At 30.2% G+C, this 13,879-nt stretch carries 8 protein-coding genes; 2 read left to right on the forward strand and 6 right to left on the reverse strand.

All coding sequences use genetic code 11. The features are described from left to right. The 6 genes from CX675_RS20185 to CX675_RS14885 form a co-directional block, all read right to left on the reverse strand. Positions 1-1,284 (reverse strand): SusC/RagA family TonB-linked outer membrane protein (locus CX675_RS20185; protein ID WP_240723657.1); only part of this gene is annotated, 1,284 nt, incomplete at its 3' end. A 221-nt stretch (positions 1,285-1,505) separates the two neighbouring features. Next, positions 1,506-5,654, reverse strand: a complete 4,149-nt coding sequence (locus CX675_RS14865; protein ID WP_130736038.1) for a two-component regulator propeller domain-containing protein — start codon at positions 5,652-5,654, stop codon at positions 1,506-1,508. A 79-nt stretch (positions 5,655-5,733) separates the two neighbouring features. Continuing rightward, on the reverse strand, positions 5,734-6,405 hold the full coding sequence (locus CX675_RS14870) for a bifunctional 4-hydroxy-2-oxoglutarate aldolase/2-dehydro-3-deoxy-phosphogluconate aldolase (RefSeq protein WP_130736039.1): 672 nt from the start codon (positions 6,403-6,405) through the stop codon (positions 5,734-5,736). 20 nt (positions 6,406-6,425) lie between these two features. Then, the gene (locus CX675_RS14875) at positions 6,426-7,448 is read right to left on the reverse strand and encodes a sugar kinase (protein ID WP_130736040.1); all 1,023 of its coding nucleotides are present in this window, start codon (positions 7,446-7,448) and stop codon (positions 6,426-6,428) included. 19 nt (positions 7,449-7,467) lie between these two features. Beyond that, positions 7,468-8,646, reverse strand: a complete 1,179-nt coding sequence (gene uxuA / locus CX675_RS14880; RefSeq protein WP_205728640.1) for a mannonate dehydratase — start codon at positions 8,644-8,646, stop codon at positions 7,468-7,470. A 15-nt stretch (positions 8,647-8,661) separates the two neighbouring features. Further along, complete coding sequence (locus CX675_RS14885) at positions 8,662-9,489, reverse strand: SDR family oxidoreductase (RefSeq protein WP_130736042.1); 828 nt, start codon at positions 9,487-9,489, stop codon at positions 8,662-8,664. Positions 9,490-9,895: 406 nt separating this feature from the next. Here CX675_RS14885 and CX675_RS14890 point away from each other — a divergent pair, with 406 nt between their 5' ends. Together CX675_RS14890 and bglX are read left to right on the forward strand one after the other, a co-directional pair. Further along, positions 9,896-11,326, forward strand: a complete 1,431-nt coding sequence (locus tag CX675_RS14890) for a carbohydrate-binding protein (protein WP_130736043.1) — start codon at positions 9,896-9,898, stop codon at positions 11,324-11,326. Positions 11,327-11,404: 78 nt separating this feature from the next. Further along, on the forward strand, positions 11,405-13,687 hold the full coding sequence (gene bglX / locus CX675_RS14895; RefSeq protein ID WP_130736044.1) for a beta-glucosidase BglX: 2,283 nt from the start codon (positions 11,405-11,407) through the stop codon (positions 13,685-13,687). The last annotated feature ends 192 nt before the right edge of the window (positions 13,688-13,879 follow it).

Below are 13,879 nucleotides of genomic sequence, written 5' to 3' on the forward strand. Positions count from 1 at the left end.
TGTTGTTTCATTGATATCTATTAAAGGGTTTTTGTTTTCTTCAAATCCTCCAGGTAACCAACGGAGCGACCCGTCATCATTATAGACTTTTCCGAGAGGCGCTGTAGTAATGGAATTAAGAATAATACCACTATTATTTGGGTTATTATTTTGTGAAAATTGAAAAGAAGTATTAAAACCAATTTTCAACCAATCGTTTATTTTTTGATCGGCATTTAGTCTCAAACCGACTTTGTCATAATCTGAATTTTTGATAACACCTTTTGTGTTAATATAATTGATACTACTAAAGATGCTAAATTTATCATTACCAGAACTAATATTTAAAGCATGATTTTGCGTCTCTCCCGTTCTTAAAATTAAATCTTCCCAATCTATATAATTACCTGTTTGAATACTTTCTAATTCTAATGCTGAGAATATTTCGCTATCTGGTCTGTAAATTCCTCCATTATTAGTTCTAAAAGCTTCTCTTTTTAATTGAGCAAATTCTTCTCCGCTATAGATGTCAAAATTTCGATTAATAAATTGAATTCCAGAAAAACCGTTATAGGATACATTGGTCTTGCCTTCTTTACCTCTTTTTGTTGTAATTAAGATAACACCATTTGACGCTCTTGCACCATAAATAGATTGAGCAGCAGCATCTTTTAATACTTCTAAAGATTCGATATCGTTTGCATTAATATCGTTAATACTCCCTATTCTTACACCATCGGCTATAACAATAGGATCGTTTCCTCCATTAATAGAGCGTTGTCCTCTAATACGAATGGTTGAAGAACCACCTGGTGCACCACTTGCTAAAGTGACTTGAACTCCAGCCGCTTTACCTCTTAGCATTTCTCCTACATCAGAAGTGGCTACTTTTGTTAAATCTTCTGATTTTACTCTAACTACAGAACTTATAATGTCGCTTTTCTTTTTTACACCATAACCTACTACAATTACTTCATCTAATTCAACATCAGAAGCTAATGTAGCATTAATTGTAATTTGATTTCCAACTAATATTCTAGTATTCTTCATTCCTACATAAGAGAAGATAAGAAATTGTTCAGAAGTAGCTTCGATGGAATAGTTACCATCAAAATCTGTTGTTGTTCCTACAGTGGTGCCTTCTACGAAAACATTAGCTCCGAGTAAAGGTATTCCTGTGTCATCAAAAACAGTTCCTGTTATTTTTTTCTGCTGTGCATATACATTTGTAAAAAAAATGCTTAATGCGAAAATACAGACTAGTCTTATTTTAGTATTAAACCATTGAAAAGTATTTTTTTTCATATCTATTTTCATATTCGTAAAATAAATTAGTTAATTTAATATCATTTTGATAATACAAATATGATTTTAATATAACAAAACGAGGGATGAATATATTCGTTTATAGGGGTAAGAATGTGTTAGTCTTCGCAAACGTTTGAAATTTAGTAATTTATAAAACTAATTGAAGTCTTAATGTATACAAAAAAACATAAAAAAGGTATTTTTAAAACGTAAAATCACTATTCTTGTTCTGTTATATTTTGAGAATTTTTATAAACAGTAGGAGATACTTTATACATTTTCTTAAATTCTTTACTAAAGTGTTTTCGATCGTTAAAGCCTACTAAGAAGGCTACTTCAGAAATTGGATATGTTGTATTTAAAATGATATCTGAAGCTTTTTTCAAACGTAAATGTTTAATTAAACTAGCTACAGAATGATTGGTAAGAGTACTTACTTTTTTATATAAAATTGTTCTACTCATTCCTATTTCAGTTACTAACATATTAACATCAAAGTCTGGATTTTCAAGATTTTCCTCAATGATTTTCATTAATTTTTTAATAAAAATTTCTTCTGGAGTAGTTAACTTGTCTAAGTTAGAATCTACAATAAAATTCCCACTGTATTTTAGTTTTAATATTTCTTTTGCAGATAATAAATTAAGAATGGTTAGTTTTAAAACTTTGGTACTAAAAGGTTTTGAAATGTAAGCATCGGCACCGATAGATAATCCTTCAATTTTGTTGTCTGTTGAAGCTTTTGCAGTTAATAAAATTACAGGTATATGATTTGTAGTTTCATTAGTTTTAATGTGTTTACATAATTCTAAACCGTCCATTTCTGGCATCATAATATCGCTAATAATAATGTCTGGAATTTCTTTTTCCATGTAAAGTAGTGCTTCTTTGCCATTTGAAAAATCTAAAACATTATACTCTTCATTTAGTATATTGATTATAAAATGTCTTACTTCATCATTGTCTTCAACAATTAAAACAGACTTCTTGTTGGCATCAAATTCTTTATTTAAATCTTCTTCAATTGTTGTTTCAGAATTAATTGAAGGAATGTTTTCAGCATCAATTACTGTTTTTCTCTCTGTTGTGTCATTGTCAAAAATCTCATCATTGGTTAAATGTTTGTCTCCTAATTGTAACGCTATTTGAAAGACGGTGTTTGCCCAACTTTCTTTTTCTTCTGGAATTGTAATTTCTCCTTTATGAAGTTCTACAATACTTTTTGATAGTGCTAATCCTACGCCACTTCCCATATTGTGAACACCTCGATCATCTACCTGAAAAAAACGATTGAAAATATTTCCTTTACTATTTTCAGGAATTCCTATGCCGTTATCTTTAATTTTTATAAATACTTTGTTTTCTAGTGTGTTACCTTGTTCAACCGCGAATACTATTTTGCCGTTTTTTTTAGTGAATTTAAAAGCATTAGAAAGGAGATTAAAAATCACTTTTTCCATTTGATTTTTGTCGAAATAAACAGGAATAGTGTTAGAGTTTAGAACAAATTTATATTCAATGTTTTTTTCAATAGCAAGTTCTTTGAAGGATTCATAAATTTCAAAACAGAAAGAAACAATGTCTTGTTTTTCACAATAAATTTTCATGTGACCTTTTTCTGCTTTTCTAAAATCTAATAATTCATTTACTAATTTTAATAAACGTTCTGAGTTGGATTGAATTGTTTTTAGTTTACTTTCTGTTTTGGCGTCATTTTGAATGAGTGTTAGTAATTCTTCAACAGGTCCTTTTATTAAAGTTAAAGGAGTTCTTATTTCATGAGAAATATTGGTAAAGAAATTAAGTTGCATATTTAAAATTTCTTGCTTTCTTTCATTTTCAACATGCTCTAAAAACATTTCTCTTCTTAATTTAATTCGATATCGGACAAAACGATATACTAAATAATTTCCTAATAAGAATAAAAGAGCGTATATAGTATAAGCCCACCAAGTTTTCCACCAAGGAGGCAGTATGGTAATTTTTAAAGTTTTAATTTTAGAATTCCATCCACCATCTTCATTCGTAGCTTTTATAGATAACAAATATGTTCCAGGATTTAGGTTTGATAAATTAATTCTATTTTGTGTTCCTGTTAAATGCCATTGGTCTTTATTTAATGATCCATCTAATTTATAAGCGTATTTACTTTTTTTAGGATTTACAAAATTTAAACTACTAAATTCTAACCCGATATAACCTTGATCATAATTAATTGTAATTTGAGATGTTTCTGAAATAGGTTTGCTTAAAATGGAACTTTTTTGTCCTGATTCTATGATTTCATTATTAACAATAAGTTTTGTAAATACTATTTCAGAATTATTCAATGCTTTAAACAACGTTTTAGGATTAAAAAACAACAACCCTTTTGAGGAACCAAAAGCTAACTTTTTATCATTAATTTTTATACTCGAATTGTATGAAAATTGCTTTACCGAAACCCCGTCGTTTGAAGAATAGCGAGTGATTTCAAAATCTGACTTTTTTAACTCGCTAGAATTACTTTTTACTTTTATTTTAAATAAAAAATCTTCAGCACTTACCCAAAGGTTTCCATCAGCATCTTCTGTGATGCTTTTAATAGTGGCATCGGTTAACCCTTTTGCTTTATTTAATGTAAAAAAGGTTTCAGTTGCTTCATTTAAATAATATAAACCATCATAATCGGCACCAATCCATAATCTATTTTTAGAATCGGTAAACATAACTGTTAGACTATTATTATCTATTGATTTTTTAGTATTTGATCTGAATAATTTGGTAATCTTTTTTTGCTTTTTATCGAAATAGTTTAACCCGTTTTGTGTGGTAATCCAGATACCATCGTTACGATTTTCCAAATCCATAATAAAATTATCAGAAATTGAATGCTCGGAATCGTCATTTGTATAATTTTCTACAATACTGTTTTTGGTTATTTTTTTTAATCCATTTCCATTTGTGCCTACCCAAATGTCGCCATTATCTACAATTAAGGAAGTAATTGGTCTTTCATCTTGAATAGTATTATCTGGACTTAGAGAAATTTGTGTAAAACGTTTCGTTTGTTTATTAAATCGAAATAAACCATTAAATGTACCACATAAGAGATTGTTGTTATCTTCGTTAACTAAAGCGGTAATTAAATTTTTAGTCTTTTTGTCATCATTATCATCGATTCTGTAAAATAAAGAAACTTTGTTTTTAAAATCGAGATAGTTTATTCCACCACCATAGGTTCCAATCCATAAAACATCATTGTTTTCTTGTACAATTGCATTTACAATAGAATTATTTAAACCAAAATTAGGACTTAACGTTTCACCTATTTTAGTAAAATTAGTATTTGCTTTATTATAAAAATTAATGCCACCTGCAGTAGTTCCTGTCCAAATGCAACCATTTCTATCTTTTAGAAAACAATTTAAATCATTATCGCTTAAACTTAAATTGTTTAACGGATTGTGTTTATGTCTGGTAAATATTTTTTGGGTAGTATCAAAAACACTTAATCCATCTTTTGTGGCAAACCAAATTGAGTGATCATTCAACTCAACAATATCGTTAATCCAATTAGAAGAAATAGAATTAGAATCATCGGAATGATTTTTATACTGTGTTAATGAATCCTTTTTTTTAGAATATAAGAAAGCGCCCATTGTTTCAGATGCAAACCAGAAATCACCAGCATCTGTTTTTAATGTTTTCCAGATTTTAGCCTTTAAAAATTCTGGATTATCTGTAAAAGCTTTTGGTAAATTGTTACTTTCTAGTGTTATTGGGTCAAAGCATTTTATCCCTTTTGATGTGCCTACTAAAATACCTAAATCTTTATCATAAAATAACGAAAGAACTCTACTTTTATTTAATTCAAAATTAACATCACCATTGATACTTTCTAATTTGGTTGTTTCTTTATTTAATTTTTTTACACCTCCAAAAGTTCCTACCCAAACGTTTTTCTTTTCATCTTCAACAAATGAAGTAATATAATTTTTACCTCCTTTATCATTCGTAATATCAATGGCTAAAAAGTTATTTGAATTTTTATTGAAGCAATTCACTCCATGATTGGTTCCAATCCAAAGATTCTCCTCACTGTCTTCAAAAATAACATTGATGTGATTGTTACTGATGCTTCCTATAACTTCTTTATCTCTGATATATCGATTAAAACTATACCCGTCATATCGAAATAATCCATTTTCGGTTCCAATCCAAATAAAACCTTTCTTACTCTGAATCATGCTTGAAATCATGCTAGGTGAAAAGTCTTCGTCATAATTAATTTGGTCAAAATATAATGTAGATTCTTGAGCTGAACTATTTAGAAAGTTCATAAAAAAGATAAAAAGAATAATTATATTTTTCTTGAAATGAATCATAATGAACTATTATTTGAATTGAGAAATATATTAAAAGTAATAAAGTAAAATGTAATTTACCATTTTGATTGAATGATATTTACTTAGTTTTAATAGATTCTATAATTTGAATAACATTTTTTACTTCATCTGTTAATGAGTTAAAATTCCGATTATCAATAATTTCTTTGGAGATTAATTTGGAACCCATTCCTACACAAGTAACTCCAGCATCAAACCATTCTTGTATGTTTTTTTTGATAGGAAGCACACCTCCTGTTGGCATAATAGATGTCCAAGGTTGTGGTCCTTTTATGCTTTTAACGAAAGCAGAACCATAGGATTCTCCAGGAAATAATTTAATGATTTCGCAACCCATTTCTTCCGCTTGAGCAATCTCTGTAAGCGTGGCACAACCAGGAAGCCATAGAACTTTTCTACGATTACAAACAATGGCAATATCTTCTCGAAAAACGGGTGTTACAATAAAATTAGCACCTAATTGCATGTATACAGAAGCTGAAGCTGCATCAGTAATAGAACCTACTCCTAAAATTAACTCTGGTAATTCAACTCTTGCATATTTAACTAAAGAAGCAAACACTTCATGAGCAAAATCACCACGAGACGTAAACTCAATTACTTTGGCTCCACCTTCATAGCAAGCTCGAATTATATTTTTACTTACCTCAATATCATGATGATAAAACAAAGGGACAAGTCCCGTTTCATTCATCTTGGTAACTACTTGAATTCTTGTAAATTGCCCCATTTTCTATCTAATTTAACTATTTAGCGATTAACTTTTCCAGAAAGATTGCCATTTAGTGCATTTTGTACTTCTTCTAAACTAATCCAATTTGTATCTCCTTTTATGGTATGTTTTAAAATGCAAGAAATTGTAGCAAAATCAATAATTTGTTGTTTGATAAATGATTCGTTCAACAAACCAAATAATAAACCTGCCATAAAAGCATCGCCAGTTCCTATTCTATCTAAAACAGGAGTTACATCTTTTAATGGTGTAACATAAACTTGATTTCCGTCGTATAAAACACCACCAATTTGTTGGTAATCATGATTTATAGAATAGCGAAGGGTAGTGCTCATATATTCTAAAGTAGGACATAGCTTAAAAATAGTATCATATTGTTTGTTTAAACCATCTATTTCTTGATAATTAGGGTTTATTTTTTCTTGTCCCAACATAAAAAGTGCTGTATCAATATCTCCTAAAATAACATGACAATAACTTAGTAATTTAGGCATTATTTCAAAAGGTTCTCGACCATATTTCCATAGTTTTGCTCTATAATTTAAATCACAACTAATTTTTACACCTGCTTTTTGAGCAAATTGTAAGGCTTCTAAACAAACATCAGCAGTACTTTTAGAAAGCGCAGGTGTAATTCCGCTCCAATGAAAAATACTAACGTTTTTAAAAATTTCTTCCCAATTGATTTCGTTAGTTTTGATGTTAGTCATCGCACTATTTGAACGATCATAAATTACATTACTGGATCTTAAACTAGAACCTTCTTCCAAAAAATAAATACCTAATCTATCATCAGAAAAAGTAATATGTTTTGTTTCAATTGAATGCTTCTTTAGTTCCTTTAAAGCACTTTTACCCAAATCGTTATTGGATAAAATAGTAACCATTTCCGTTTCAATTCCAAAATTAGCTAACGAAACCGCTACATTAAATTCGCTTCCTCCAAAAGATAGGTTAAAAGTATTCGTTTGAGAAAAACGCAATTTATTTTCAGTTGAAAGACGCATTAAAATTTCTCCAAAAGTGATTACTTTACGCATTTCTCTTCAGGTTTTTAAATTAAACTAAGCTTTTAGAAACTCCTAATTCTAGCCCTCTTATTTCGGCTAGTCCTCTTAGTCTTCCAATAGCCGAATATCCAGGATTTGTTTTCTTGTTTAAATCGTCAAGCATTTGATGGCCGTGATCTGGTCGCATTGGAATTAAAGCATCTTTTCTTCCTTCCAGTTTTCTTCTTCTTTCTTCCAAAATAACTTCTTTCACAACATTGAACATATCAACATCTCCTTCCAAATGGTTAGCTTCGAAGAAATTTCCTTTCTCATCTCGTTTTGTACTTCTTAAATGTAAGAAATGCACACGATTTGCAAATCTTTTAAAAATTTGTACCAAATTATTGTCTTCTCTTACACCTAATGAACCAGTACAAAAGGTAATCCCATTAGAAATATGAGGTACTTGTGAAAACAAATAAGCATAATCTTCTTCTGTACTAACCACTCTTGGTAAGCCTAAGATAGGATAAGGAGGGTCGTCTGGATGAATGCACATTAAAACGTTATGTTCGGCAGCAGTAGGTATAATTTCTTTTAAGAATTCTACTAAATTATCTCTTAATTTTGAAGCATCAATAGTGGCATAGGTATCTAGAATAGATTGAAATTGTTCTAAAGTATAGCCTTCTTCTGCACCAGGTAAACCAGCAATAATATTTTTAATTAATTGCTTTTTTTCCGCTTCGGTAAGTTGGTCAAAATAAACTTTTGCCTCTTCTTTTTGTGCTGTCGAATACTCATTTACTGCACTAGATCTTTTCAATAAATACAATTCAAATGCGGCAAAAGCGGTAACATCAAATCGAAGGGCTTCAGAACCGTCTTCTACAACATAATTTAAATCAGTTCTAGTCCAATCTAAGACAGGCATAAAGTTGTAACAAACAATATGAACACCACATTTTGCTAAATTTTCGATACTCTTTTTATAATTTTCGATATAAACTTGAAAATCTCCTGAACGGGTTTTTATATTTTCATGTACAGGTATACTTTCTACGACACTCCAAGTTAAACCTGCTTTTTCAATGATTTTTTTTCTTTCTGTAATTTCTTCAACGGTCCAAATTGTTCCGTTGGGAATATGATGTAAAGCAGAAACTATTCCTGTTGCACCAGCTTGCTTAATATCTGATAATGTTACAGAATCTTTTGGTCCGTACCAACGCCAAGTTTGTTCCATTTTTATTCTTTTTAATTATACACCACTAAAAGCACTAAATCCACCATCAATAGGAATAACAATACCCGTTACAAAAGAAGATGTTTCATCACATAGATAAAGGGTTGTACTGATTAAATCTTCAGGTTCTCCAAATCTTCCCAGAGGTGTTTGTCCTATAATTGTTTTTCCTCTTTCGGTTAAATTACCGTTTTCAATAGTCAATAAGGAGCGATTTTGATCTGTTAAGAAAAAACCTGGAGCAATGGCATTCACTCTAATTCCAACTTTAGAAAAATAAACAGCGAGCCATTGGGTGAAATTTGAAACAGCAGCTTTAGCTCCACTATAAGCTGGAATTTTAGTTAATGGAGTGAAAGCATTCATAGAAGAAATGTTTAAAACACTACATCCTTTTTTACCTATCATATCTTTTGAAAAAACTTGAGTAGGAAGTAAAGTGCCTATAAAATTTAAATCAAAAACAAATTTGATGCCTTCTGTGTCTAAATCAAAAAAAGTTTTAAATCCATCGGTTTCATTTTTTAAGTCATCTTCTAAGAAAAAAGGATTAGATGTTGTTCCTAAAGGATGATTTCCACCTGCTCCATTAATTAAAATATCGCAACTTCCTATTTTTTGATGTATTATTTCTTTTGCCTTTTCCAATGATTCTTTTTGTAAAACATTTGCCACAACTCCAATTGCACTTCCACCTTCAGAATTAATTTCTGCAGCTATCTTTGTAATAACATCTAATTTTAAATCAAGTAATGCAATTTTAAACCCTTGTTTTGCTAAAGCTTTTGCAAGTGTACTGCACAATACACCTCCTGCACCTGTAATTACAACTACCTTACTCATTCTGTATTTTTATTTTCTTAAATTATTACAAAAATAGCTTTAGCTCTTGGAAAGCATTGTATTAAAAATGTTTTTTTAGGGGTAAAGATGTACATTGTTACCTTTAAAATAAATATTAATTTATAAATAGTATTAAGCTTAAATCTAACTTCTATAGATTAAATGATTGTTATCATCAAGTTTTAAAATTTTAAAAATTGATTTATTTTTTTCTCTCTTTTATGAATAAGATAAAATGATATTGGTATTTTTATTAATCTGGTAATTGAACAAGTGTTTTTTTGTGGTATTTAGAAGAAGTGTACATTTTTTCCCCTAAACAAAAATAATTAAACCCCATTATATTATTAATTATTTCAAATTTTGCTAAAATGAAATTTTGAATTTAAAACTAAAACGATTAAGTATGAATTTAAAACATATTCACCTTTTAAAAAAAGAGTACATTATTCTATTTTTTATACTTTTTATTTTTTCATGTGAAAAAGAAGAAGATAGGACAGTAACATTATATGCTAAAGGAAACACAGAAGCACAAGTGTCAAGTACAAATATAGATTTTGGTGAAACGATTAATTTTACCAGTACTTCTTTTAAAGCATTAACCATTAATTGGACTTTTGAGGGCGGTTCACCCACTACTTCTATAAATCCGAATATTGCTGTAACTTACAATACTCCAGGAACATTTGAAGCTAAACTTGTAGTAAAATATATAGATAATACCATTGAAACCAAACAGTTTACTATAGTTGTAAATGGAATTGATCCACCATTACCTTTTAGCGGAATTCCAGTAGATGTAGAAGGTACTTTTGAAGCTGAAAATTATGATTTGGGCGGTGAAGGAATAGGTTATCATGATACTGAAATGGAAAACCTTGCTGTAACTAATGGAAGCCCTACTTACAGAAGTGATGATGGAATGGATATTGAAGTAGGTAGTACTGTAACGAACATTAGCTATACCAATGATGGTGAATGGGCAAACTACACTGTTAATGTAACTAATTCAGGAACCTATGATTTTGAATTCATTGTTGCTTCTGGGGATCCTTCAGGAGGGAAATCGATTAAACTTCAACTGTTAAATCCAGATACTGGTGTTCCTACAGATTTAGGTCAAACGGGCGATTTTCCAAATACAGGAGGTTCATCTGTTTATGTGAGTAAAATGGTTACTGGTATTTCTTTAAATGAAGGAATCAATACTTTAAGATTATATTTTACTGGGGCTAATACTAATCTAGATAAAGTAAATGTAATTGCAAGTCTTCCTCCAGCTCCAATTGACGGTTTAGGTATTTATACTGAACGTGATATTACTAACAGTAATCCTGGAATTGTACCACCAGTTAATAATGGTAATATGTCGATTACTACAGTAACTAATAATCCAAATCATGGTAATAGTTCATTGTTTTATCATTATGATCCTACAGGAAATGGAAACCCTCAAAGTGGCTTTGGACTATCACATATGGATTTAACAGTAGCTCCATATAATGCAAGTGCTTATAATTATTTACATATTGCTGTTAGATCAAATACTGCAAAAAATGTTAGAATTCGTTTTAATACGAGTTCTGGAAATTATTGGATAACACTTAAGCCTTCAGCTCCTACTTATGGAATGCTTTGGGATGGAGCTTGGCATGAATTAGTTATTCCTTTATCAGATATGTTAGCAAACGGAAATGGTGCTGGACTTTCTACTGTTGCAGGAGCAATCTCTACTTTAAGGCAATTTACTATAAGAACAGATGATAGCGATTATACAACCAATCCTAACTCATTTGACTATTATATAGATGACATTTATTTAACAACAAACTAAATCTCTTTATAATCAGAAACCGTGAACAATAGCTTCACGGTTTTTTTAAATAAAAATTACCCCAAAGCATTTATTAAAATGAAAAACAAAAACACATTCATTGCATTGCTATTTCTTGTTCAATTTTCAACTTTAAAAGCACAAAAAAAACTTCATTTAGATAGTAAACGACCTATTGAAGAGCGTATTGACTTATTAATGAAAGAAATGACATTAGAAGAAAAAATTGGTCAAATGAATCAATACAATGGTTTTTGGGATGTTACTGGTCCTGCACCAAAAGGAGGTTCTTCAAAATTAAAATACGAACATCTTCGTAAAGGTTGGGTTGGATCATTATTAAATGTACGCGGTGTAAAACAAGTCAAAGCGGTTCAAAAAATAGCCGTAGAAGAAACTAGACTTGGTATTCCTTTAATTATAGGTTTTGATGTTATTCATGGTTATAAAACCATCAGTCCTATTCCATTAGCTGAAGCAGCTAGTTGGGATTTAGAAGCGATTCAAAAATCTGCCGCAATTGCCGCTGATGAAGCCTCAGCATCTGGAATTAATTGGACTTTTGCCCCTAATGTTGATATTACAAGAGATGCTCGTTGGGGAAGAGTCATGGAAGGAGCAGGTGAAGACCCTTTTTTAGGAAGTAAAATTGCTATCGCCAGAATAAGGGGGTTTCAAGGAAACAATTTATCTGCAAATAATACTATTGTCGCTTGTGCAAAGCATTTTGCTGCGTATGGTTTTGTTGAATCTGGAAGAGAGTACAATACAGCAGATATTAGTAATGCTACACTTTACAATACAGTTTTACCGCCATTTAAAGCAGCGAAAGAAGTAGGTGTAAAAACATTCATGAACGCTTTTAATTTACTAAATGGAATTCCTGCAACTGGAAATTCATTTTTACAAAGAGATATCCTTAAAAACAATTGGAAATTTAACGGATTTGTAGTTTCAGATTGGGCTTCTATTCGAGAAATGATTGCTCATGGCTTTGCAAAAGATGCTAACGAAGCAGCAGAAAAAGCTGTTTTAGCAGGTTCAGATATGGATATGGAGTCTTACATATATGTAAATGAACTAGTAAAATTAGTAAACGAAAATAAAGTTGATATGGCATTAATTGATGATGCTGTAAAAAGAATTCTTCGCGTAAAATTTGAATTGGGATTATTTGATAATCCTTATCAATATTGTGATGAAAACCGTGAAAAAAAAGTAATTAATAGTAAAGCTAATCATGATGGTGTTCTAGAAATGGCTAAAAAATCGATTGTTTTACTAAAGAATGAAAACAACTTACTTCCTCTAAAAAAATCGGGGCAAAAAATTGCATTAATTGGTCCTTTAGCAAATGATAAAAACAGCCCGTTAGGAAGTTGGAGAATTGCATCTGATGATAATACTGCTATTTCTGTTTTAGAAGGTATGGAACAATATAAAGGAAACCAATTAGTTTTCGAAAAAGGAACTGATCTCACAATTGGTGCAACAACTTTTACCAAAGAATTAACTTTCAATACAACTGATAGTAGTGGTTTTGAATCTGCAAAAAAAATAGCTTCAAATGCCGATGTGGTTATAATGGTTTTAGGCGAACATGGGTTTCAAAGTGGTGAAGGAAGAAGTCGAACTAGTCTTGATTTACCAGGAAATCAACAAGAGTTATTAGAAGAAATTTATAAAGTCAATAAAAATATAGTTTTGGTTTTGAACAACGGACGACCATTGGCTCTTCCATGGGCAAGTGAAAATATTCCAGCTATTGTGGAAGCTTGGCAATTGGGATCACAATCAGGGAATGCTATTGCTCAAGTCTTATATGGCGATTATAATCCGAGTGGTAAATTACCAATTTCATTCCCAAGAAACGTAGGTCAAGTGCCTATTTATTACAATAATTATAACACAGGAAGACCTGTAGATTCTGATAATAATGTTTTTTGGTCACACTATTCAGATGTTAAAAAAACACCATTGTATGTTTTTGGTTATGGGCTAAGTTATACTCATTTTGAATACAGCAATCTTCAAATAAATAAGACTTCTTTTTTTAAAAATGAACCCATAAAAGTAAGTGTTTCAATTACCAATACTGGAAAATATACAGGTAAAGAAGTAGTACAACTATATATTAGAGATGTTAGTGGTAGTTTGACTAGACCCGTAAAAGAATTAAAAGGATTTGAATTGATTGAATTAAAAAAAGGAGAAACAAAGATTATTCATTTTACTTTAACCGATAAAGAATTAGGCTTTTATGATAATAATGGTGACTACTTGTTAGAATCTGGAACGTTTAAAGTATTTGTTGGTACTAATTCTAATGACGTTTTAGAAAAAGAATTTGAATTGCAATAAAAGAATTACTGTTTTTTTTGTTTGGGTTAGTTTTTAAAAAAAGCTGTCTAATTTTTAGATGGCTTTTTTAGTCTAATTTAACTAATAGTTCAAAAAGAAAGACAAATTTGCCCTTTAATAAGCATATTTAAAACCTTTCTATTAAGGTAAAATCTCAACCTTTGAAATTGAAATTGTATTCAAAATAAATAA

Source organism: Flavobacterium sp. J27 (genome assembly GCF_004303025.1).
In the GTDB taxonomy this organism is placed as follows: Bacteria; Bacteroidota; Bacteroidia; order Flavobacteriales; family Flavobacteriaceae; genus Flavobacterium.